The organism is Thioclava indica (assembly GCF_000714545.1).
Taxonomy (GTDB): Bacteria; Pseudomonadota; Alphaproteobacteria; order Rhodobacterales; family Rhodobacteraceae; genus Thioclava; species Thioclava indica.
Genome location: NZ_AUNB01000084.1, coordinates 45,101 through 68,941 on the forward strand (window position 1 = coordinate 45,101; position 23,841 = coordinate 68,941).

At 59.8% G+C, this 23,841-nt stretch carries 20 protein-coding genes; 12 read left to right on the plus strand and 8 right to left on the minus strand.

From position 1 onward, the window contains the following. Positions 1-21 precede the first annotated feature (21 nt). From DT23_RS17145 to hslO, 4 genes are all read right to left on the minus strand, one after another. Positions 22-1,848, minus strand: coding sequence for an ABC transporter ATP-binding protein (locus DT23_RS17145; RefSeq protein ID WP_038133280.1), 1,827 nt, complete (start codon positions 1,846-1,848; stop codon positions 22-24). 62 nt (positions 1,849-1,910) lie between these two features. Continuing rightward, positions 1,911-3,044, minus strand: a complete 1,134-nt coding sequence (locus DT23_RS17150) for a CCA tRNA nucleotidyltransferase (protein WP_038133283.1) — start codon at positions 3,042-3,044, stop codon at positions 1,911-1,913. Beyond that, positions 3,041-3,637 (minus strand): CoA pyrophosphatase, encoded by a 597-nt coding sequence (locus DT23_RS17155; protein WP_038133287.1) that lies wholly within the window; start codon positions 3,635-3,637, stop codon positions 3,041-3,043. The genes DT23_RS17150 and DT23_RS17155 overlap by 4 nt, the downstream gene beginning before the upstream one ends. Continuing rightward, positions 3,630-4,649: an Hsp33 family molecular chaperone HslO gene (gene hslO, locus DT23_RS17160; protein WP_038133289.1), complete on the minus strand. Its 1,020-nt coding sequence runs from the start codon at positions 4,647-4,649 to the stop codon at positions 3,630-3,632. The genes DT23_RS17155 and hslO overlap by 8 nt, the downstream gene beginning before the upstream one ends. 97 nt (positions 4,650-4,746) lie before the next feature. Here hslO and DT23_RS17165 point away from each other — a divergent pair, with 97 nt between their 5' ends. From DT23_RS17165 to DT23_RS17185, 5 genes are all read left to right on the plus strand, one after another. Then, on the plus strand, positions 4,747-5,244 hold the full coding sequence (locus DT23_RS17165) for an NUDIX hydrolase (RefSeq protein WP_051697406.1): 498 nt from the start codon (positions 4,747-4,749) through the stop codon (positions 5,242-5,244). A 129-nt stretch (positions 5,245-5,373) separates the two neighbouring features. Further along, complete coding sequence (locus DT23_RS17170) at positions 5,374-8,595, plus strand: Ig-like domain-containing protein (protein ID WP_051697394.1); 3,222 nt, start codon at positions 5,374-5,376, stop codon at positions 8,593-8,595. A gap of 14 nt (positions 8,596-8,609) precedes the next feature. Beyond that, positions 8,610-9,956 (plus strand): TolC family protein, encoded by a 1,347-nt coding sequence (locus DT23_RS17175; RefSeq protein WP_051697395.1) that lies wholly within the window; start codon positions 8,610-8,612, stop codon positions 9,954-9,956. Between the two features lie 16 nt (positions 9,957-9,972). Further along, positions 9,973-12,225: an ATP-binding cassette domain-containing protein gene (locus DT23_RS17180; RefSeq protein WP_038133291.1), complete on the plus strand. Its 2,253-nt coding sequence runs from the start codon at positions 9,973-9,975 to the stop codon at positions 12,223-12,225. Next, positions 12,222-13,394, plus strand: coding sequence for an HlyD family type I secretion periplasmic adaptor subunit (locus DT23_RS17185; protein ID WP_038133294.1), 1,173 nt, complete (start codon positions 12,222-12,224; stop codon positions 13,392-13,394). The genes DT23_RS17180 and DT23_RS17185 overlap by 4 nt, the downstream gene beginning before the upstream one ends. Here the strand turns inward: DT23_RS17185 and DT23_RS17190 are convergent. Next, the gene (locus tag DT23_RS17190; protein ID WP_051697396.1) at positions 13,361-14,653 is read right to left on the minus strand and encodes a PP2C family protein-serine/threonine phosphatase; all 1,293 of its coding nucleotides are present in this window, start codon (positions 14,651-14,653) and stop codon (positions 13,361-13,363) included. The two genes, DT23_RS17185 and DT23_RS17190, sit on opposite strands and share 34 nt — an antisense overlap. Positions 14,654-14,806: 153 nt before the next feature. Here DT23_RS17190 and DT23_RS17195 point away from each other — a divergent pair, with 153 nt between their 5' ends. Beyond that, positions 14,807-15,136: an Hpt domain-containing protein gene (locus DT23_RS17195; protein ID WP_038133296.1), complete on the plus strand. Its 330-nt coding sequence runs from the start codon at positions 14,807-14,809 to the stop codon at positions 15,134-15,136. Between the two features lie 4 nt (positions 15,137-15,140). Here DT23_RS17195 and ilvA read toward each other — a convergent pair whose 3' ends face one another. Together ilvA and DT23_RS17205 are read right to left on the minus strand one after the other, a co-directional pair. Further along, positions 15,141-16,391: a threonine ammonia-lyase IlvA gene (gene ilvA / locus DT23_RS17200; RefSeq protein ID WP_038133298.1), complete on the minus strand. Its 1,251-nt coding sequence runs from the start codon at positions 16,389-16,391 to the stop codon at positions 15,141-15,143. 37 nt (positions 16,392-16,428) lie between these two features. After that, entirely contained in the window at positions 16,429-17,196 is a 768-nt protein-coding gene (locus DT23_RS17205) for an MFS transporter (protein ID WP_038133301.1), read from the minus strand. Between the two features lie 129 nt (positions 17,197-17,325). On the opposite strand from DT23_RS17205, the gene DT23_RS17210 reads away from it, so the two are divergent. Further along, positions 17,326-18,555, plus strand: a complete 1,230-nt coding sequence (locus DT23_RS17210) for an argininosuccinate synthase (RefSeq protein ID WP_038133303.1) — start codon at positions 17,326-17,328, stop codon at positions 18,553-18,555. Continuing rightward, the gene (gene mog, locus DT23_RS17215) at positions 18,552-19,088 is read left to right on the plus strand and encodes a molybdopterin adenylyltransferase (protein ID WP_038133306.1); all 537 of its coding nucleotides are present in this window, start codon (positions 18,552-18,554) and stop codon (positions 19,086-19,088) included. Before DT23_RS17210 ends, mog begins: the two co-directional genes overlap by 4 nt. A gap of 144 nt (positions 19,089-19,232) precedes the next feature. Here mog and ubiG read toward each other — a convergent pair whose 3' ends face one another. After that, the gene (gene ubiG / locus DT23_RS17220; RefSeq protein ID WP_038133307.1) at positions 19,233-19,976 is read right to left on the minus strand and encodes a bifunctional 2-polyprenyl-6-hydroxyphenol methylase/3-demethylubiquinol 3-O-methyltransferase UbiG; all 744 of its coding nucleotides are present in this window, start codon (positions 19,974-19,976) and stop codon (positions 19,233-19,235) included. A 65-nt stretch (positions 19,977-20,041) separates the two neighbouring features. Here ubiG and pip point away from each other — a divergent pair, with 65 nt between their 5' ends. The 4 genes from pip (at position 20,042) to nusA (ending at position 23,825) form a co-directional block, all read left to right on the plus strand. Then, positions 20,042-21,013: a prolyl aminopeptidase gene (gene pip, locus DT23_RS17225; RefSeq protein ID WP_038133310.1), complete on the plus strand. Its 972-nt coding sequence runs from the start codon at positions 20,042-20,044 to the stop codon at positions 21,011-21,013. A 30-nt stretch (positions 21,014-21,043) separates the two neighbouring features. After that, positions 21,044-21,496, plus strand: a complete 453-nt coding sequence (tspO, locus tag DT23_RS17230; protein WP_156023998.1) for a tryptophan-rich sensory protein TspO — start codon at positions 21,044-21,046, stop codon at positions 21,494-21,496. Between the two features lie 136 nt (positions 21,497-21,632). Further along, positions 21,633-22,214 (plus strand): ribosome maturation factor RimP, encoded by a 582-nt coding sequence (gene rimP, locus DT23_RS17235; RefSeq protein WP_038133313.1) that lies wholly within the window; start codon positions 21,633-21,635, stop codon positions 22,212-22,214. Between the two features lie 3 nt (positions 22,215-22,217). Further along, positions 22,218-23,825, plus strand: a complete 1,608-nt coding sequence (nusA, locus tag DT23_RS17240) for a transcription termination factor NusA (RefSeq protein ID WP_038133315.1) — start codon at positions 22,218-22,220, stop codon at positions 23,823-23,825. The last annotated feature ends 16 nt before the right edge of the window (positions 23,826-23,841 follow it).

Genomic DNA, 23,841 nt, shown 5'->3' on the forward strand with positions numbered 1-23,841 from the left:
CTGGAAAGACCCTGTTTTGGTCTATTGCGCCGCCTCGCTGTCTTCATCGCAATTGAGAAACCCGCCCGACTGGCGCGCCCAATAGCGGGCATACAACCCCTGCGCCGCCAGCAAATCGGCGTGGCTTCCCTGCTCTACAATACGACCCTGTTCCAGCACGATAATCCGGTCCATCTCGGCAATCGTGGACAGCCGGTGCGCAATCGCCAGCACCGTCTTGCCTGTCATCACGCGATGCAGTGCCGACTGGATCGACGCCTCGACCTCGGAATCCAAAGCCGATGTCGCCTCATCCAACACAAGGATCGGTGCATCCTTTAAAAACGCCCGCGCAAGGGCAATCCGCTGGCGCTGCCCACCCGACAGCTTGACGCCGCGCTCACCCAGCTTGGCGTCGTAGCCGCGATTGCCCTCGTGATCTTGCATCGCGAGGATGAATTCATGCGCCTCGGCCTGTTTTGCCGCTGCAATCAGCTCATCCTCGCTAGCGTCCGGGCGGCCGTAAAGAATGTTTTCGCGCGCCGAGCGATTGAACATCGCTGTCTCTTGCGTGACCATCGCGATCTGGCGGCGCAGGCTTTCTTGCGTCACATCGCGAATATCGATCCCGTCGATCAAAACAGACCCTGTTTCGGCATCATAGAGCCTTAGAAGCAGCGCCACGAGCGTCGATTTCCCCGCCCCCGACGCCCCCACGATGCCAATGCGCTCGCCATCGGCAATACTCAGATCAAGCCCCTCGACGCCGCCTTTTTCGCGCCCATAGGCGAAACTCACATGATCAAAGCGGATCGCCCCGGCGACACTGCCCAGCTCACGCGCGTCCGGCGCGTCCGACAGTCCGTGATGGCGCGCAAGCGTGTGCATTCCATCCTCGGCCTCACCGATATTGGTCCAAAGCCCCATCAAGGCATTCGATACCCAGCCCGACATCTGCGCCAGCCGGATCGCAATCGCGCCAGAGGTCGCGATATCACCGGCACTGGCTTGCCCTCGCGACCAAAGCCAGATCGCACCGCCGACCAAAAGAACCGGCAGCAACCCGGAATAGGCCATCTGCACCGTGCGATATAGGCTCTGAACTTGCCCAAAACGGGTCGTGCGCGTGCGAAACACCGCCATCGCGCCAAGGGCCGAGCGGTCTTCATATTCGGCATGCGCGAACAGCTTCACCGTTTTGATATTGGTGATCGTATCAACAACTTGCCCCGTCACCATCGCCCGCGCCGAAGCGCGCGCCCGAGATTTGCCGCGAATATGGGGCAAAAAGGCCCGGATCAGAGACAAAAGGCCAATCGTCCAGACCACAAGCGCCACCGCGCCCCAACGATCAATCCCGATCAGCAGCAGCACCGAACCAAGGATCGAGGCCAACGCAAACAGCGCAGTATTGATCACCTCAGACACGGTATCAGTCACAGCGCGCGCGGTTTGCATCTGCTTTTGCGCGATCCGGCCTGCGAAATCATTGTCGAAAAACGTGACCGACTGCCCCATCGTCCAGCGATGCAGACGCGACAGAACCAGCGGCAGGATATTTGGGGAGATCAGCAGGTTGGTTGTGGCGGAGCTCAGCGCAAAAGCCGCGGGTCGAATGATCAAGTAAAAGCTGACAAACAGCACTAAAAGCCCGACGTTTTGCGCCAAGACCGCATCCGGGGCGCCACTAAGTGCAGCGTCGATCACCCTTCCCAAAAGCCACGCCGAAATCACCTCCATTGCGCCAGCCAGGATTGACGCAGCACCCGAAATCACGATCAACGTGCTTGCGCCTTTCAGGCACCAGCGGAAAAAGGCGCCAAGGCTTTGCGGTGGCGGACCGTCGGCTTTTTGGAATGGATCAAACATAGAGGCTCGCTTTCACCTCTGGAATATAGGCCCCGCGCGAGCAGAGGAAAGCGCGCACCCGCCTAGCCAAGCAACTCATCGCGCATCAGCGTGAAATCCGAGGCAATCCAGCGCGCTTCAAGATCGCGGAGGCGCGCACCCAATTCTGGCCCTTGAAACGCGGGCATGAGATCAGCCGCTTTCACTGGAAAGACCTGATTTGCGCCGGAATAGACCCTGTTTTGCCAGTTTTTCGGCATCTCTTGCCCGATCAAAGCATGATGCAACAACAGCGCATCAGCCGCGTCCTCTTTGCCCAATTTATAGCCCAGAACCTCGGGGCGTTCGGGCGAAGCCATTGCATCGCGCAACCGCTCTAACCGACGCGTTTCGGGATTTGACAGGCGTAGCCGCTCGCTTACATCCTCGCCACCCAGCACCGCCAGACGTCGAATGGGGTCGGGGAGGCGGTCTTCCAGATGGACCAACGGGGCTAAAGCGCGCGCGTCAGCGCCGGGCAGAACAGCCGTCAAAATGCCAGCCTGCGCCATCGCCGCGACGGCGGGCGCTGGATCGGGCGCAGCCAGCAGCTTTTTCATCTCGGCACCGATACGCTCATGCGAAAGTGTCTCTATTCCTGCGCAATTCTGCGCGCAGGCGGCCAATCCTTCAGCATCAAGATCGCGCCCATACCATGCCGTAAATCTAAAGAACCGCAGGATGCGCAGATAATCCTCGCGGATGCGGGCCTGCGCATCACCGACGAAACGCACATGGCGCGCGTTCAGATCGACGATACCGCTGCCCAACGGATCAAGCACTTCGCCATCTGCGCGCGCATATAGCGCGTTCATGGTAAAATCGCGCCGCGCGGCGTCCTCGAGCAAGTTGTCAGAAAACGCGACCGTCGCATGACGGCCATGGGTTTCGACATCGCGGCGAAAGGTGGTGACCTCATGCGGATGACCGTCGACGACAACGGTAATAGTGCCATGCTCTAGCCCGGTCGGCACCGGTTTCAGCCCGGCGTCTTTCGCAAGCGCCATAACGCAATCGGGGCGCGCATCCGTGGCAATATCAATATCACTGACGTCAGCGTTAATGAGCCCGTCACGAACGCAGCCCCCCACCAGCAACGCCTGATGCCCTGCGTTTTCCAGCATCGCCAGCACTGCCTGCACATGACTGGCGCGCAGCCAATCGCCCGTAAGTTTCATTGCGCCATCCCATCTGCCAAGGCCCGCAGCATACGTGCGGTTGCCCCCCAGATGTAGTAGGGGCCGTAAGGTGCGACGTAATAATGACGCCGCGCACCGCGCCAACGCCGCGATTCAACGCGGTAATTCGCGAGGTTCGAGATATGCGAGAGCGGCACGGTGAAGACCTCGGCGACCTCGCCCGCCTCTGGTCGTGGCGTAAAGGGCGCTTTGATGCGCGCCAGCACAGGCGTCACCAGAAAAGACGTAACCGTTTCATGCGGCTCAAGCGTTCCCAATACCTCGACATTGGCAGGATCTAGGCGGATTTCCTCATGCGATTCACGCAGCGCAGCCCCGATTGGGCCATCGTCTCCGGGATCGACCTTGCCACCGGGAAACGAGATCTGGCCAGGGTGGTGGCGCAGATGCGAGCTGCGCTTGGTCAGATAGAGCAGCGGCTCGGCGCCGGAGACATCAAACGCCACCAACACCCCCGCCGGGCGCAGTTTAAGACCCTCGGGCAATATCGTTTCAGGGTTCAGGTCGTAATCTGACGAGGGCCGCCCCGCCCGGCCCAAGGCGGCCAGAACCGGAGCAAGCGGATCAGTCATTGTCGTCCTCACGCGGCGTGCCATCGGGCGCCTTTACGGCCTCAAACCCCAGTGTCTCCGGGTCGAATTGATAATGCGCGCCGCAAAATTGGCAATCAGCGGTGACCTTGCCGTCATCGGTGGTCATCGTGGCGATATCGCGCGCGGAATAGATCGACAGCGAGTTGCGCACGCGCTCGGCCGAGCAGGTGCAGCCGAACTCTACGCGCTGCGGATCAAAGACGCGCGGGCGCTCCTCGTGAAACAGCCGCACCAATAGATCGGTGGGCTGCACGGTCGGGCCGATCAGTTCCATATCCTCGACGGTATCAAGCAGCACATTCGCGCGCACCCAATTTTCGCCCTCTTCGCCATCCAGCAAATCCTCGGGGTTCAGTAGACCCTCATCGCCCGATCCTTCGGACGCGATATGCAGCGGCGAGGCGGGCGGCATATGCTGCAACATCACACCCCCGGCACGCCAACTTTCGCCCTGCCCCGGCAGGATCGAGCGCCCGAAGGACAGCTCGAACCGGGTGGCGAGCTGCTCGGATTGCGCGAAATAGGCCTCGGCGCAGGCACTAAGGGAGCCGCCAGCGAGCGGAGTGATCCCTTGATAAGGCGTCGTATCCTGCCCCTGATCGATCAGAATGGCGAAGTAGCCGTGACCGATCTGGCTAAACGGGTCAGCGCCGTGATCTAGCGCCTCGGCGTCATAACTTGCCCAGCCGCGAATGCGCGCCGGCGCACCGTCAGCGGTGGGGGCGTAGTAATCTGTGGCAATAATGCGGATCGGGCCATTGCCGCGCACTTGGATCGACAGCTTCCAGCGCAGCTTGATCGTCTGCCCGATCATCGCCGTCAAAAGCGCGACTTCAGCGACCAGCATCTCAACAACGCGCGGATAGTCATGCTGCGAGAGCACCTCTTCCAGCACCCCGTCAAGGCGCGCGACCCGCCCACGAATATCGGAGCGGTCAAGTTGGAACGGCAGAACGGTATCGTCCCAGGCGATTTGGGAAAGCTTCGACATGGTGCTCCTGGCGGGCTCAATGGGGTTTTCGGAAGGCGCGCGGCCTGCCATACAATCCCTATATAGGCGGGGCAACCGCAGACCCAAGGGGGCACTGATGATCCGCAGATTTGGCGACAGCGTGAAAACGGGACAGCGCTACAAGCTGCGGCCCGGCGCATATGGCGTGTTGATGCGGAACAGGCGGATTTTACTGACGCATCAAGAAGCCCCTGTTCCGGAATTCCAGCTGCCCGGCGGCGGCGTGGACCCCGGCGAAAGCGCCATCGCAGCCCTGCACCGCGAGGTGTTTGAGGAAACCGGTTGGTCGATTGCCACGCCCGTCAGGCTCGGAGCGTTTCGCCGGTTTGTCTATATGCCGGAATATGATCTCTGGGCTGAAAAACTGTGCATGATCTACGCCGCGCGCCCGGCGTCGCGCCGCGGACCGCCCAGCGAACCTGACCATCGCGCCGTTTGGATGGCTTCGAACAAAGCTGTGAATGCGCTGGGAAACGATGGGGATCGTCACTTTTTGCAACGCGTTTTGCGAACGCCCAAACCACAAACAAAGTCAAGGCGATATTTTGAGACTCGCGCAACAAATTGGGGTTGACGAAGCAAAACATGCTATCTTTAGCGTGAGAAATCATCTATCTACGCCTTAGCAGTAAAAATTATCACCAAATGGTGAAGTGAAATCGGCGGATCAAACCATGCCGATATATGAGGCGGAGTAGGTATTATGGTAAAGTCAGTGGACTTTGCTGTTCGCGATAACGCGGGCGGTGTTGTGTATGGTTCGGTCGCAGGTGACGGTGGCGGGGCCTTTGTGCAAATGGGCGCGAGCGAGGATATCTCGCTCAATCTGCGCCGCGCGAGCATCCTGAAATATACCCGCGATGGCGGTGACCTACTGGTCGATCTCGCCGATGGTCGCGTAATCACGCTTGCAGGCTTTTTCGCACCCGGCGAAGGCCAGGAAAACCAGCTGATGATTTCCGCCGATGGCGAACTTGCACAAGTCTCGCTTGAAGACATGGGCGATGGCGTGATGTTTGCCAGCTATGGCGAACCAGAAGTCAGCGGCGACAAGTGGAGCCCGAATGACCGTCTCGCCTTTCTGGATGGTGACGAACTTTTGGCGCCCGTTGTCGAAGATGAAACAACCGGTATGGCAGCCTTTGCCCCTGCGCTTTTGGGTGGTTTGGGCGGCGCTGGCGCCGCTGGCGTTGCGGCCGCAGGGGTCGCAGGTGCGGCTGTTATTGGCGGTGGCGGTGGCGGCGGTGGCAATGGCGGCAGCTCCGGCCCGATCATTCCCACGGTGAATGATCCCAACGACGATTCCACGCTCACCACCAATACCGAAAACCCCGAAGCGGTGGTTTCGGGCACGGGCGAACCGGGCTCGACCGTCGACGTCACGATTGGCGATCAGACCGAGCAGACCGAAATCGACGAAGACGGCAACTGGGAGGTCGAGTTCAAGGATGACACCCTGCCCGATGATGGCGATTACAGCTCTGAAGTGATTGTGACGGCACCAGATGGCACAGAATATGATCTCGATGGGCCCGATTTCCTGATCGACATGACGCCCCCTGCGGTGGAAATCACCGAAGGTGCACAATCGACCGGCGATGTCGAAAACCTCGAAGAATATGCCGATGGTATCTCGATCACCGGTCAGGGGGAGGCAGGCGCTTCGATCTCTGTTGAGGTGGACGGTCAGACCCAGGAAACCATCGTGGGCGAGGATGGCAGCTGGACGGTGACCTTCCCGCAAGACCAGCTTCCCGGCGGCACCTACACCACCGAAATGACAGTCGTTGCGACAGACATCCACGGCAACACTACGACGATCACCGACAATCTTGTGGTCGATACCGCGATCACGCTGACCCAAACCATGACGCCGGGCGGCGCCGATGGGGTAGTGAACGCAGCCGAACTGGCCGCTGGCGTCTCTATCGGCGGGGCGGTCGATGCGGGCTCCACTGTTGTGGTGACCTTGGCCGATGGCACGACCGTGCCCGGCACCGTCAGCAATGGCAACTGGAGTGCGACAATTCCGGCCAGCCATCTGACCGGCGAAGGCACTGCGAGCTACACCGTCAGCGCAACGGATCCCAACGGCAACACCACCAACTTGCCGGGCACTGTCACCTATGACACCGAGCTCAATGATCTGACCTTCTCCACCAACACCCCTAACAGCCAGATCGCGGATAACGTGGTCAATGGTACTGAGGGGACAAGCGGCGTGGCTGTCACTGGCACTGTTGAACCGGGCGCGCAATCGGTCACGCTGACGCTTGCGAATGGTACCAATATCCCCACGACCATCGCGGCTGATGGAAGCTGGAGCGCCTCGATCCCGGCCAATTATGTGACCGGTGAAGGCACGTTGAACTACACGGTCAACGCCGTTGATGGCGCGGGCAACACGCTGAGCACGCCGATGAGCGGCTCGGTGCAGTACGACACGCTGGTCAACCAGTTCACCCTGAACGGGGCGACGGGCGGCAGCGATGGCGTGGTTAACGCGAGCGAAGCCAATAGCGTCACTGTCAGCGGCACTGTCGAGGCGGGATCGAGCGTCGTGCTAACGCTGGCTGACGGATCCACCGTGAACGCGCAGGTCACCGGCACCAGTTGGAGCGCAACCTTCCCAAGCGCACAATTCGACGGCGAAGGTGTGCTGAATTATACTGCGGTGGCGACCGATGCCTATGGCAACAGCTCGAACGCGCTTGCGGGCACGGTGACTTATGACACCGAGCTTAACGATCTGACCGTCAGCACCGCGACGCCCAACAGCCAAATCGCGGATGGTGTCGTGAACGCCAGCGAGGGCGCTGGTGGCGTCATGATGACCGGCACGGTCGAGGCAGGCGCGCAGTCTGTCACGCTGACGCTGGCCGATGGCTCGACGGTTCAGGGCGCGATCAACGGCACAAGCTGGAGCGCGACGATCCCGGCCTCGATGATCGCATCTTCCGAGGGCACGCTGAACTACACGCTCAACGCGGTCGATGGTCATGGCAACACGCTGAGCACCCCGATTTCGGGTGCGATTGCCTACGATACGGTTGTCACCAATTTCAGCGAAACGGGGCAGGTCGCAGGCGATGATGTCGTCAACGCAACCGAGGCTGCAGCAGGCTACACGATCAGCGGCACGGTCGAGGCTGGCTCGCAAGTTGTGGTTCATATGAACGGCCAAGACTACCCGGCATCCGTTCAGGGCGGCGACTGGTCGGTCACTCTTGGGGCCAGTGATCTGGGCGCAACGAGCGGCACAATGACCTACACCGTGTCCGCGACCGATATGCATGGCAACACCGCGATCCTAAATGATGGTGACGGCAACGATCTGTCCTTCACCTTCGACCTTGAGGCCCCCGATGCCCCCGGCATCATCGGCTTTACCCGCGATGAAGGCTCGCTCTTGGGTCTGCGCACCGAACATGCCGAAAATGAGCTGGCTTTCTCGGCGGTGAACTCGCAGGGCACAGTATCGGAGGTTACACTTGATGGCGATCCTGCCGTGCGCACCAACTATACCTCATATGATTTCGACAGCCCGGTCCCTAACGGATCGTATCTTGTCGTGTCAGATACGGATGCGGCTGGGAACGAATCCTCAACCCTGTTGGTGGTCGACAATAGCAGCGCGGTGACGGTCGATCTGTCACGCGGCGGTCTATCGGATTTCGACTTCTCTTCGATTGACCTTACCTTCGCACCCGATGCGAATCTAACGATCACCGACAGCCAGATTCAGGCGCTCACCGGACCCGATCACACGATCACGATCGAGGGCGACGCCAACGATCACGTCACGGCCATCGGGGCGCAGGATACCGGCACGGATGTAACCGTCGACGGGCAGACGCACAGCGTTTACTCGCTGGGTGACAGCACGCTGATCGTGGATGACGAAATCAGCAACCTGACGATCTGATCGGGGCGCTGGAAATGGTCCAAACGCCAAACAGAAACGCGCGTCGCCAGCTTGGGCGCGCGCGACTGGCCGTCGGCGGCTTTGCCATGCTGCTTTCGGGCTGCATGTCAGACGGGCTGCCCTTTCCAACCCGCAACGCGATTGATCCAACAAGCATCACCGCCCCCAAACCGGGGGCGGCCCGCCTGCCCGGCACGACCGCGCAAAGCTCTAGCGTCATCGCCGATCTTGAGGCGCGCCGCTCGGTTCTGCCCGCCACGGGTGCCTATGCGCAGATCGCAACCGCGGTGCTTGATCACTCCGCGGGACCAGCGCAGGCCGATCTGCGTGTGGCCCGCCTGACCGCGAAAGCGAAATCGAAAAACTGGATGCCCCAGATCGGTCCCAGCATCAGCCTGTCGAGCCTTGATCAGCTGGTCACGCAACTCGTCGTCGATCAGGTACTTTTCGATAATGGCGCGAAAAAGGCCGAACGCGAATTCGCCGCCGCCGATGTCGAGGTCGCCGCCGTTGGCCTGTCGCAAGAGATGAACGACAAGGTTTATGACGGCCTGAAATTCTATGTCTCCAGCCTCAAAGCGCAGGCTCAGGCGCAGGTTGGCGTGCAAAGCGCCGCTGAAATGGCCGAGTTTGAACGGATCTTGCGCGAGCGCGCCAAGGGCGGGCTGTCGGACCTGTCCGAAGTGCGCATCGTAGCGCAAAAACGCGCCGAGGCGCAGGCCGAAGCCGATGCTGACCGCGACGCTTCGAACGCCGCGATCGCGCAACTGCGCGCGATGACGGGCGCGCCCCTGACCGGGCTTTCGGGGCTGACACAGATCACACTGCCCGCGGCCACGCCCGAGGCGCTTGACGTCAAACTCGCGCAAAGCGAACAAGCCCGCGCCAATGCCGAGGCCAAGCTGGCCCGCGCCGGTCACCTGCCCGGGCTTGGGGTGAGCGCCGCTGTTGGCGATGGCAAGCCCGAGCTAGGTTTGAACATGGGCATGACGCAGATGCTTGGCTTTGGCCGAGGCGACACGCTTGCTGCGCTGGATGCGCAGATCGACGCCGCCGATACCCGCGTCGCAGACTCCCGTCAGAAAGCCGAGCGCCGCCAAGCTGCCCTGCACGCCAAACTCAGCGCGCTTGAGCGCCAGTCGACACGCGACGCCGCCCTCGTCGAACAGGCCGAAAGCGGGTTGGAACTGTTCAAGCGCCAATACCAGATGGGCCGCCGTCGTCTGATGGAATTGGTTGGCAATTACGAGAGTTATGCGGCCCTTAAACGCGCGCAAGTTGCGCTCCAGTATGACATCGCGTTGATAAAGCTGGATTTAGCGCGTGAATACGGGATATTGGTGGACGGAAGAAAAGTATAACAAGGTTTAGGGGCAGGTGACTGATCGCGTCATAGCGTTCGACATCAATGCGGCCCGCGTCAGCGGTGCTGCCGATGGCGTCATGCCCAAAGCCTCGCACACCCCACAACCTGCGCCGCAAAACCAACGTCTCGCCCGTGCCAAGGCCCGTGCCGAGCTTGCCGCCGCCTATGCCGGGCTGCTGGGGGCGCAAGTGCCCGCGGCAGATATTCTGGAACAGATGCTGCTGGCGATTGGCGAGGCCACGGCAAACTTGGACGGCGCGCAAATCGCCGCAATCGCGCCCGATCATCTGGCCGCCGTGCTGCGCGTGGCGGGGATGACCGCCTCGGTCGAAACCATCGACAGGATTAGCCCCGGCCAGTGGCCTGCACTGGCGCAGATGACCAGCGGTCAAATGGTGCTCGTGACCGCTCAAGACGGCGAGTCGCTGTTCATCTATGACACCACCTGCCCCGATCAGCGCGCCGAAGTGCCGCTGGCGGAATTCGCACCACATTTTTCCGGTCGGATCGTGCGTGCGCGCACCTCGCTGCGCCAGCTTGAGGAACGCCACACCGATACCGGGGCCGAAGCGCATTGGTTCTGGGGGGCGTTTCGCGCCCAGCGCCGCGCCTTTGTCGAGGTCGCTTTCGGCTCGCTTTTCGCCAATATTCTCGCCGTCGCGGTCGCGCTGTTTTCGCTGCAAGTCTATGATCGCGTGATCCCGCATCAGTCGCAATCCACGCTTTGGGTGCTTGCACTTGGGGCGGGTCTGGCGCTGGTGTTGGAGATGGGGCTGAAACTCGCGCGCTCGGGGTTGATGGACCTTGCGGGGCGACGGATCGAACTTAGCGTGCAAACCCTGCTGATGGAGCGTCTGCTGGGGATGAAGGCAAACCCCGGCAAACGCGCGCCCAGCCAGCTGTTTTCCGCAATGCGTGAGTTTTCCTCGGTGCGCGAGTTCTTTACCGCCTCGACCATTGGCACATTGGCCGACATCCCGTTCATCTTCGTGTTCCTGTTCCTCGTGGCCTCAATCGGTGGATCTCTGGTCTGGGTGCTGCTGGCGGGCGCGGTGCTGATGGTCGTGCCCGGCTTTCTGTTTCAGAAAAAGATGATCGCGCTCACGCAGGCCACGCAGGGCGCCTCGACCCGCGCCTCGCGCCTGTTGCATGAGGCAATTTACGAACACGAGACGGTCAACACCTCGCGCGGGGCGGATCGGTTCAAGCGGATCTGGGAGGAACTCACGACCCTCTCGGCCTCCAAAAGCTCCGAGCAACGCAAACTGGCCTCGGCGCTGACCTATTGGGCGCAGATGGTGCAGCAAGCGACCTATGTCGCCGCCGTGGTGATTGGCACTTACAAAGTGTTCGCGGGCGATTTCACCGTCGGCTCGATCATCGCGATCGGTATTCTCACCTCGCGCACGCTGGCCCCGCTGACGCAACTGGCGGGAACGCTGGCGCGCTGGTCCAACGTAAAAGCCGCGCTGACCGGGCTGGATGCGATTGCGCAAGCCGATCAGACGCTGGGCGCGGATCGTCAATATCTGCGCGCCGAGCGTATTGAGGGCGAATATGAACTTCGCCACCTGGATTTTCGTTATGACACCGATGGTGCGGCCACGGTCGAAATTCCCGGACTGGCGATTCCGGCGGGGCAACGTGTGGCGGTGCTGGGTGCGAATGGCTCGGGTAAGTCGACGCTACTCAAGCTGCTGGCGGGGCTGTACGAACCCCAAAGCGGTCGCATTTTGCTGGATGGCACCGATTTGGGCCAAATCCACCCGCGCGATCTGCGCCGCGCAGTCGGCTATCTTAGCCAAGATGTGCGGCTGTTCTCGGGCACTCTGCGCGACAATCTTAACCTAACGCAGCTTGAACGCGACGAAGATCGTCTGTTCGCCGCCCTCGATTTCGCCGGAATGGGCCCATTCGTGCGCAGTCATCCGCGCGGGCTTGATCTGGAAATCCGCGACGGTGGCGAGGGGCTGTCGGTCGGGCAGCGTCAGTCCATCGGCTGGGCGCGGCTGTGGCTGCATGACCCCACGGTTGTGATTTTGGACGAACCGACCGCCGCGCTTGATACGACGCTGGAAACCACGCTGGTCAGCCGTCTAGAAAGCTGGCTGGACGGGCGCACGGCGATCATCGCTACCCATCGCGTGCCGATCCTGTCGCTGACCGCACGCACCTTGATCTTGCAGAACGGGCGGCTGGCGGTGGATGGGCCGCGCGACGCCGTCTTAGCCCATCTCAACAAGTCCAAAGGCGCGCAGGGATGAGCACGATTGATCCCGCAGCTCTCACCCATCGCTCGCGCCGCCTGTCGCTGACGGTCTGGCTTGTGGCGGCGGCCATTCTGATTTTCATTCTCTGGGCGTCGATGGCATGGGTCGATCAAATCGTGCGCGGCCCAGGTGAAATCGTGTCATCGTCAAAGCCGCAAATCATCCAGAACCTCGAAGGCGGCATTCTGGCCGAGCTTTATGTCGGCGAGGGCGATGTGGTGGAGCCCGGACAAGTGCTGGCGCGCCTGCAAGGAACGCAATACCAGACGCAGGTTGATGATCTTGAGGATCAGATCGCGGCCTTGGAAATTCGCAAAGCGCGCCTCGAGGCCGAAATGGCGGGCAAATCCAAATTCACCGTCACTGCCGCTCAACGCGCGCTTGTGCCAGATATCGTGACCTCGGAAAGCGCGCTGATCAAGGCGCGGATGGCGGATGTCGCCGGGCGTGAAACCGGAGCGAAAAACGTGATGACGCAGGCACGCCAAGAGCTCGATCTGACGGAGGCGATGTATAAAAAAGACGTCGCGCCGCTCATCGAAGTAACCCGTGCGCGTCGCACTTGGTCGGATGCCCAGCGCGCCTATAAGGAAATCACGACCAAAGCGGCATTGGACCGCGCCGCCGAGCATTCCGAGACCTTGGGCAAGCTGGCAACCCTGCGCCAACAGATGAAACTAAGCGAGGATCAGCTGGATCGCACGGTGCTAAGTTCGCCGATGCGCGGCGTGGTGAACAAGCTGTCCGTTTCAACCATCGGCGGCGTAGTGCGCCCCGGCGAAGAGATTTTACAAATTATCCCGCTAGATGAGGAGCTGTTCGTCGAGGCCCGCATCGCGCCCAAAGATATCGCCAATGTACGCCCCGGTCAGGATGCAACGATCAAGCTATCGGCCTATGATTACACGATTTATGGCAGCTTGCAGGGCAAGGTTTCTTTAGTCTCTGCCGACACATTCAAGGACGAGCGCAAACCCGATGGTGATCCCCACTATAAGGTGACTGTCACTGTCGATCTTAGCCACCTAAGCGCGCGGCAGCGTCACCTTGAGATCCGCCCCGGGATGCAGGCGACCGTAGAGCTGCATACCGGCGAAAAGACCATTCTACAGTACCTTCTCAAGCCGCTTTATAAATCGCGCGAGGCCTTCCGCGAGCCCTGATTGCGATAGGTTTTTTCACCGTCAAAGCTGAAAATAACGGCGGAAACATCGTCTTCCATTTGCCCTGCCGTATAATCCTCCAGATCCCAAAAGACCGCATCCAGAAAGGCGCGCCCCCGCAGCCGTGTGAACTTAGCAAAGATCGCGCTAAGGCCATCAGGATCAATCATTTCTCCCGACTGATTGGTCGCTTCTGTCATGCCGTCAGACAGTAAAATCAGCCGGTCACCAGGGCCAACAACCGTGCGAACAGCTTCATAGCGCGCCCCGGGGATCAACCCTATCGGCAAACCGCCCTCTCCCAGAAACTCGATTTGACCGGAACGGCGCTGCACGACGGGATAGGGGTGGCCAGCTTGCACCAACTCGACCTGCCCCGTCACCAGATCAACATCGGCGTAAACAAGGGTAAAATAGCTTTCCGTCTGCATCTCCTCGAGAACGAGATCATTCAGCATTTCGGCCAGTTCAGCAGGCGGGCGCCCCTCGTAAATGCCGAACTCGGATTCGACCATTGCGATATTTTGCGCAGGCACCGCCCCCGAAAGATAGCCCGCGAGCCGCGCCATCATCACCGCCGATGTGATGCCATGGCCCGACACGTCGATTCCATACAGCCCGACGCGGCGCGCGTTGATCTGAAAGAAACCAACAAGATCGCCCCCAACGTGCCCCGCAGGGCGCAGCATCAACGCCACCTCGGCAGAACCAAAGCAGCGATGGCGTTCGCGGACCAAGCTTTGTTGCAATTTTCGTGCCTCTTGCAGATCCCGCTCAATCGCATCTTGCGAGGCCCGCAAAAGGGTATTTTTGGCGCTCAACTCTTCTTGCATGGCCAAAACACGCCGCCCTGCCACAAGCCTTGCACGCAATTCGTCGCCGTTGACGGGCTTGGATAAAAAGTCGTCGGCGCCGCTTTCCAACCCGTGCGACACATCCGTTTTGTCCGTCTTTGAGGTCAGCAGGATAAAATAGCCATAGCTCGACCGGGTCATCTGCCGGAACGCCCGGCAAAAATCGGGCCCGTTCATCCCGTCCATCATCCAGTCTGAAATCACGATATCGGGTTCGCATTTCGCGCAGATTGGCAACGCCTCTTCAGCGCTGGCTGCTTCCATCACCTCATAGCCAGAACGCGACAATTGCGCCGACAGAATACGTCGCTGCATCCGGCTGTCATCAACCACCAAAACACGCCTCGGCACGGTCTCGTGCAGCCGTGGATCAGCGGCAATCTGATGTTTCAACGCAAGCGACATTCACGGAATCCGATCAAAGGAACCCCGCTGTTTTTTCACAAATCACCTAACAATTCATGAAGCCGTTTTCTGTGCCGATCTTAAAGGTTCGGCAAGCTTTCCGGGCTAGTTTCAGACGCGGTGAAGTGAACCAAGGGCGCCTTGGAGGGTGAAATGATTGATTGGGAACGTGTGGCCGAATTGCGATCCGAAATCGGCGCCGATGGGTTCGCCGAGGTCGTCGAGCTGTTTCTTGATGAGGTGGAAGCCGTTGTCATGGCGATGGGCCAAAAACCAGGCAAGCTAGAAGACGAAATGCACTTTCTGAAGGGCTCGGCGCTTAATCTGGGGTTTCGCGATTTTGGGGCGCAGTGTCAAAAGGGTGAAAAACTGGCCGCCGCTGGGCAGGCCTCCGAGGTGAATCTGGCCGAAATTCTGAACTGTTACGGCGCATCAAAGGAACAATTCATGACCCGGCTAGAGGAGTTCACGACCGCTGCCTGAGTCGTTAGATCAAGAACTCGCCGAGCGTTTCGTCCTCGGTAATGTCGCGCCAAACGAAGCCTGCTGCGTCAAGTTTGGCAAGCAGCGTGATGAAATCGTGCGCCTGCTTGGTCTCGATCCCGATCAAAACCGAGCCGAAATTGCGCGCTGATTTTTTGAGATATTCGAAACGGGCAATGTCATCATCCGGGCCCAGCATTCCCAAGAAATCACGCAACGCACCGGGGCGCTGCGGCAGACGCAAAACGAAGTATTTTTTCAACCCGGAATAGCGCTGCGCGCGTTCTTTAACCTCGGGCAGCCGCTCAAAATCGAAATTACCGCCGGAGGTGACGCAAACCACGCGCTTGCCGCGGATCTGCTCTGCCAGTTCGGGCAGCACATCAATAGACAGCGCCCCCGCCGGTTCCAACACGATCCCCTCGACGTTCAGCATCTCAAGCATGGTGACGCAGATCCGGTCTTCGGGCGCGCGCAAGATCAGATCGGGCGTGACCCAATGCAGCTCATCAAAGGGGCGCACGCCGATTTTTGCAACAGCCGCCCCGTCAACGAAACTGTTCACATGATCCAGTGCCACAGGCGCACCCGCTGCGACAGCCGCAGTCAGACTTGCGCCGCCCAACGGCTCGACAAACCGAAATTCAGTCTGTGGCGCGGTTGCGCGCAGATACCCGGTAACACCCGCCGCCAAGCCTCCGCCACCGACCGGCAAGATCACAAGATCGGGGGGCGTCTCGCCCATCTGATCAAGGATCTCCACCCCGACCGAGGCCTGCCCCTCAATCACTGAAGGATCATCAAAGGGCGCGAGAAACTGTGCGCCCGCATCGGTGCAAAACGCCTGCGCGGCTGCGAGAGTGTCGTCGAAATAATCCCCCGTCAGCACGATCTTAATCGCATCCCCACCAAAAATCTTGGTCTTGTCGATCTTTTGCTGCGGCGTAGTTACGGGCATAAAAATCGTGCCCTTCACGCCGAAATGGCGACAGGCAAAGGCCACGCCCTGCGCATGATTGCCCGCGCTTGCGCAGACGAAATGATCGGCCTGCGGATCAGCCTCACGCCGCTTGCGCATCGCGGTGAACGCGCCGCGCAGCTTGTAGCTGCGCACCGGCGTCAGGTCTTCGCGCTTGAGCCAGATATCGGCATCAAAGCGCGCCGACAGGTGGTCGTTGCGCTGCAACGGCGTGGGATCAAACAACGCACGCAGGGCACGCGTCGCGGCAAGGGCGGACAGGGCAAATTCACTCATTTGCCAGATGTGCCCCGCGCCGAAGCGTTTGGCAAGCTCAGACCAGTTCGCGTTTTTCAACGTAATGGCCGTAAAGCGTGGTCAGGATCGACAGCACCAGCATCATCGTGAACCAGCCAACGACGATGTCCCAAATGAATTTAACGGGAAGAAAGATGCTGGATTTGGTTGCAAGAACGGTAAAAATTCCACCGACAACGCCCGTCAAAAACGCAAAGCCGATGTAGAACACGGTAAGCATCAGCAACGCACCCCATGCGCCGCGCGTTTTGCTCCAGGCGTCTGAAATACCAGCACCTTCTACCGCAGTACCGGGCAGGGATGCACTTAGCCTCCAGAACAGAGGCAAGCCCAGAAGTACAGCGACGAACGTCAAAATTGCGAGACCAATGAACTCGTTCGGTCCGTTGCCTATGATCACGGCGAGACACGTACTGACAATGCCAAGTGCCGCACCAAAGATCAGACCGATCAACAGGCTGCGCCAGAAGTAGCGCAAGATGCGCGCGCCATGAAATTTGGGCCACCAGGTGACCGGCTCATTGAGCAAAACGAACCGATGCCAGTTCACCGCAATTGTTAATGTCATCGCAAGATAGACCAAAACGCCGATGAGGATGAGGAACATTGCGCCCGGCGTCATCCCGCCAACTCCCCAGAACCGACCGCTCACACCAGCCAGACCGAAAACCGCGACAATCCCCAAGACAGAAATAAGAAATGGCACCAACGAGACGCGGGCCGCCGCTCCGAGATTGTTGGTAACTTGACGAAAGGAATGCCTGAAAATTTGCCACGACTTCATGAAATAGCCCCCTTAGAATTAATTTTCCCGCAATCAACTCGCCGTGATCCCCTCTGTCAACGCAGTTACCTTGCTCTTGCCGGAAAAAATCGGTAATCGCGGCTTAAAATCCGCAACAGGAGCTGTTCCATGTCCGCGCCCAAGAAAGTCGTGCTTGCCTATTCCGGCGGCCTCGATACCTCGATCATCCTGAAATGGCTGCAAACCGAATATGGCTGCGAGGTGATCACCTTTACCGCCGATCTCGGTCAGGGCGAAGAGCTGGACCCGGCGCGCAAGAAGGCCGAGTTGCTGGGCATCAAGCCCGAAAACATCCATATCGAGGATGTGCGCGAGGAATTCGTGCGCGATTTTGTCTTCCCGATGTTTCGCGCCAATGCGGTCTACGAAGGGCTGTATCTGCTGGGCACCTCGATTGCGCGGCCGCTGATTTCCAAACGCCTCGTCGAGTTGGCGCATGAACATGGCGCGGATGCCGTGGCGCATGGCGCGACGGGCAAGGGCAATGATCAGGTGCGCTTTGAGTTGGCAGCCTATGCGCTGGACCCCGCGATCAAGGTCATCGCGCCGTGGCGGGAATGGAACCTGTCCTCGCGCACCAAGCTGCTGGAATTTGCCGAGCAGAACCAGATCCCGATCGCCAAGGACAAGCGCGGCGAGGCACCGTTCTCGGTTGATGCGAACCTGTTGCACACCTCATCTGAGGGTAAAGTGCTGGAAGATCCCGCCGATATGGCGCCCGATTACGTCTTCCAGCGCACCGTCGATCCGGTGACCGAAGCGCCCGATGCGCCCGAATACGTCGAGATCGGTTTTGAGCGCGGCGATGCTGTGTCAATCAATGGCGAGGCGCTGAGTCCGGCGACGATCCTGACTCAGCTGAACGAACTGGGCCGCAAGCATGGCATCGGTCGTCTCGACTTCGTCGAAAACCGCTTTGTCGGGATGAAATCGCGCGGCGTTTATGAAACCCCCGGCGGTACGATCCTGCTGGAGGCCCATCGTGGGATTGAACAGATCACGCTCGATAGCGGCGCGGGACATCTGAAAGACTCGATCATGCCGCGCTATGCCGAGCTGATTTATAACGGCTTCTGGTTCTCGCCCGAGCGCGAGGCGCTGCAAGCCCTGATCGATAAGACGCAGGAATATGTCACCGGCACCGTCAAGCTGATGCTGTTCAAGGGCGCGGCGCGTACCGTGGCGCGTTGGTCGGACTATTCGCTCTATTCCGAGGCGCATGTGACCTTTGAAGAAGACGCCGGTGCCTATGACCAGAAAGACGCGGCAGGCTTTATTCAGCTTAACGCGCTGCGTCTGAAACTGATCGCGACGCGCAACGCTCGGGTCAAGAAATGAGCCACTCGCAGCCCCATGCCGCGATTGTCACCGTATCCGACCGCGCCAGCCGCGGCGAATACGAGGACAAGGGCGGTCCGGGCTGCGAGGCCTATCTGCGCGACGTGGTGACATCCGACTTAACGATCACGCGCCATATGATCCCGGACGGCCGCGAGAGCGTTGCCAATATCCTTCGCGAACTGGTTGCAGCCGAGGCGGATTTGATCCTGATCACCGGCGGCACCGGCCCCGCTCCGCGTGACGAAACGCCCGAGGGCTGCTTTGACGTGATCGAAAAGGAACTGGCAGGTTTCGGCGAGGAAATGCGCCGCGCGAGCCTGCTGGAAGTCCCTACCGCGATTCTATCGCGCCAATCTGCGGGCATTGCGGGCAAATCGCTGATCATCATGGTGCCGGGCAAACCCTCGGCCATCGCGACCTGCCTGGATGCAGTGTTCGCGGCGGTCCCCTATTGCCTTGATCTGATAGGCGCGGCCTATTTTGAGACCAATCCCGCGCGGATCGAAGCGTTCCGCCCCAAGGCGAAGTGAGGTGGGAGGCGCTGCCCCCATCTGCTACGCAGCTTCCCCCGGGATATTTTTATCAAGAGGAAGTGGGACGACGGGCTTTGCTTCCTCTTGATCGAAATATCCCGGGGGCCGAGGCATCGCCTCGGCGGGGCAGAGCCCCTCGCGCTATCTTTTGACCGCAGCAATGGCGTAATTCACCGACAGATCCCGATCCGAGAGTGACCAGCGCCAACTGATCGGGTTAAACACCATGCCGCGCCGATCCACAGGGTCCAGGCCTGCCTTGCGCGCCAAGTCATACAGCTCGTCTGGGGTGACAAATTTCGACCATTCATGCGTCCCCACAGGCAGCCAGCGCATGACGCGTTCGGCCCCGAAAATTGCCATCATGTAGCTTTTGGGATTTCGGTTCAGGGTTGAGCAGATCATCAATCCGCCCGTTTTGAGCAAGCTTTCGATGGTGTTCACAAAGCCTTGCGGGTCGGCAACGTGTTCGATGATCTCCATCGCAAGCACGGCGTCAAATTGCGCGCCTTCTTGGGCCAAATCTTCGGCGGCGCAGTGGCGGTAGTCGATCTCGAGTCCTGATTGTTGGGCATGAAGCTGCGCCACGGGAATGTTGCCGCCCGCCGCATCCGCGCCAATAACCGTTGCGCCAAGGCGCGCCATCGGCTCGGACAAAAGCCCGCCTCCGCAGCCGATATCCAGCAGGGTCAGGCCTTTGAACGGCTCGGGCGATGTCAGGTCTCGACCGAATTGCGTGGCAATCTGTGTGGTGATGTAATCCAGCCGGCACGGGTTGAGCATATGCAGCGGTTTGAACTTGCCGTTCGGATCCCACCACTCCGCCGCCATCGCCTCAAATTTCGCGACTTCGCCCGGATCAATGCTGTTTGCAGCCTCTGCCATCGCTACCCCATTTTCCTTGTTAAACCCCCATGGCGGGCGTCTCGTTTGACATATATAGTGCAGGGATGGACAGAAATGCAGGGCAAAAGCGCGCATCCGACGCGCGACTCTATCCGCCGATCGAGCCTTTCGATCAGCGCAAGATAGATGTTGGCGATGGCCATGTGCTGTATGTCGAGCAATCGGGCCATCCGCAGGGCCAACCGGTTATCGTCTGTCATGGTGGACCCGGCGGCGGGTGCAGCCCCACGATGCGGCGGTTTTTCGACCCTGCCCATTACCGCATCATCCTGTTTGATCAACGCGGCTGTGGTTTGTCGCGTCCACATGCCAGCGTGGAGGCGAACACGACCTGGCATCTGATCGCGGATATGGAGCTGATTCGCGAAACGCTGGGCGTGGATGCGTGGATGGTGTTTGGCGGCAGTTGGGGCGCGACGCTGTCGCTGCTTTATGCCCAAACGCACCCTGACCGCGCGCAAGCCTTGATCTTGCGGGGGGTATTTTTGGCAACCTCGTATGAGCTGGATTGGTTTTATGGCGGCGGCGCGGGGCAATTCTACCCCGATCTTTGGGCGCGCTTCTGCAGGCTCATTCCCGAGGACGAGCAACAGGATCTGATTGGCGCCTATAACAAGCGCCTGTTTTCCGGCGATTACATGGAAGAGACCCGGTACGCCCGTAGTTGGGCGATGTGGGAAAATGCGCTGGCATCGGTGGGCTTCGTGGGCCCACCCGGTGAGGCATCGCCCGAATATGCGCGCGCCTTCGCCCGGCTGGAGAACCACTATTTCCAGAATCGGGCGTTCCTGGAAGAAGATGGGCAAATCCTACGCGACCGCCACCGAATCGAGCACATTCCCACGACGATCGTGCAAGGGCGTCTGGATATGATCTGCCCGCCAATTTCCGCCTATCAACTGGCCGATGGCTGGGCACGCGCCGCTTTGCACCTGATCCCGGCGGCAGGCCATGCGCTGAGCGAACCGGGAATCACCAAAGGGCTTGTTCAGGCGATGGACGCGCTTAGATCATAGATGTGACACTGATTTACCGGGACGCCAAAGATGCTGACTTATTTCCTGCTTTTCCTTGCAGCCTCGGCTGCAGCAGCGGCCACTGGCATCATTTTCAAGCCGGGTGCGTGGTATGAGGGGCTGACGCGACCCGGTTTCACCCCGCCCAATTGGGTGTTTCCCGTGGCGTGGAGTTATCTTTATGTCTCGGTCGCCTATGCGGCGGCGCGGGTGGCCGGGTATGATGGGGCGCAGATGGCGCTGGCCTTATTTGCCGTGCAGATCGCGCTGAACACGCTGTGGACGCCGGTATTTTTCGGCGCGCACAGGCTGGGGTTCGGGATGCTTGTGCTGAGCTTGCTTTGGGTTGCGGTGGCGGCGATGATGGTGGCGTTTTTCCGCGTTGATCTGATCGCGGGGCTTTTGGTGATTCCCTATATCGTCTGGCTTAGTCTGGCTGGCGCGCTTAACTGGCGGGTCTGGCGCGACAATCGCACCACCTGAAGTTCTGCTTGCAGACTCGGGCGCAAAAGCCTATATCGCCTTCAACAGCGGCGCGCTGGGGTCCAAACCTAGCGCCCACCGGAAACGTGTGACGGGCCGCGATGGCTCGTTTTTTTGTTTTAGAGGATCGGAACTTATGGCCGACCTGATCGCCAAGACTGCTATTGATCGCCGTTTGGCCGATATCGTCACCCCCGTGATTGAGGGGCTGGGCTTTGAACTGGTGCGTTTGCGCCTGCAAGGCGGCGAGACTCCTAACCTGCAGATCATGGCCGACCGTCCCGATGGCGGGATCGTGGTTGACGACTGCGCCAAGATATCGACTGCGGTGTCGGCCACGCTGGATGTGGAAGACCCGATTGAGGAAAATTACACGCTTGAAGTGTCGTCCCCCGGCATCGACCGGCCGCTGACCCGGCTGAAAGATTTCGACAGTTTCGAAGGGCACGAGGCCAAGATCGAGACGTTTGAACTGATCGACGGGCGTAAACGCTTTAAGGGCGCATTGCGCGGCACTGAGGGCAGCGAAGTGCTGATCGAGATTGAGAATCAGGGCGAGCAGGTTGTGATCGGCCTGCAATTCGACTGGCTCGCAGATGCGAAACTGGTGCTCACGGACGAATTGATCACTGAAATGCTGCGGCAGAAAAAAGCTGAAGGCAGCATTAACGAAGACGAATTTGACGAAATCGAAGAATCCCCCGACGAGGAGACTTGAGTCATGGCAATCACCTCTGCCAACCAGCTGGAACTTCTGCAAACCGCCGAGGCGGTCGCGCGCGAGAAGATGATCGACCCGGAATTGGTCATCGAAGCGATGGAGGACAGCCTCGCACGGGCTGCGAAATCGCGTTACGGCGCCGAAATGGATATCCGCGTCACGATTGACCGCAAAACGGGTCGGGCGCGCTTTGCCCGCGTGCGCACCGTGGTCGAGGACGATCTGCTGGAGAACTACCAGGCAGAGCTGACCGTTGCTCAGGCCAAACAATATCTTGAGAACCCCAGCGTTGGCGACACGGTCGTCGACGAGGTTCCGCCCGTCGAGCTGGGTCGCATCGCCGCGCAAAGCGCCAAGCAGGTGATCTTGCAGCGCGTCCGCGAGGCCGAGCGTGATCGCCAATACGAAGAGTTCAAAGACCGCGCAGGCACCATCATCAACGGTGTCGTCAAGCGCGAGGAATACGGCAATATCATCGTCGATGTCGGTCGTGGCGAGGCAATCTTGCGCCGCAACGAAAAGATCGGCCGCGAAAGCTATCGCCCGAACGACCGTATCCGCGCCTATGTCAAAGACGTGCGCCGCGAGGCCCGTGGCCCGCAGATCTTCCTGTCGCGCACAGATCCGATGTTCATGGCCGAACTGTTCAAGATGGAAGTGCCCGAAATCTATGACGGCATCATCGAGATCAAGGCCGTGGCCCGTGACCCCGGTTCGCGCGCCAAGATCGGCGTGATCAGCCATGACAACTCGATTGACCCGGTCGGCGCTTGCGTCGGTATGCGCGGTTCGCGCGTGCAGGCTGTGGTCGGCGAGTTGCAGGGCGAAAAGATCGACATTATCCCGTGGAACGAAGATCAGGCGACCTTCCTTGTGAACGCGCTGCAACCGGCTGAAGTGTCGAAAGTTGTGATCGACGAAGAAGCAGGCAAAATCGAAGTCGTGGTGCCTGATGAGCAGCTTTCGCTCGCTATCGGTCGTCGCGGTCAGAACGTGCGCTTGGCAAGCCAGTTGACCGGTTTGGATATCGACATCCTCACCGAGGCCGAAGAAAGCCAGCGTCGTCAGGCCGAATTCACCGAACGCACGCAACTGTTCGTCAACTCGCTCGATCTGGACGAATTCTTCGCCCAGCTTCTGGTGGCTGAAGGCTTTACCTCGCTTGAAGAGGTCGCCTATGTCGATCTGGACGAGTTGATGTCGATCGAGGGCGTGGATGGCGACACGGCCAGCGAATTGCAGGCCCGTGCCCGTGACGTGATCGAAGAGCAGAATCGCAAGGCTCTGGAAGCGGCGAAAGAACTTGGCGTTGAACAATCGCTGTTCGACTTTGAAGGTCTGACCCCGCAAATGACCGAGGCGCTTGCGCAAGACGGCATCAAGACGCTCGAAGACTTCGCGACCTGCGCGGATTGGGAACTGGCCGGCGGCTGGACCACCGTGGATGGCGCCCGCGTCAAGGATGACGGCTTGCTTGAGAAGTTCGATATGAGCCTTGAAGAAGCGCAAAATCTGATCATGACCGCGCGCATTCAACTGGGTTGGGTTGATCCTTCTGAGTTGGCAGGCGAGGCCGAAGACGAAACCGAGGAGGAGGCCGAGGCGTAAGCCACGGTCCCCGCCT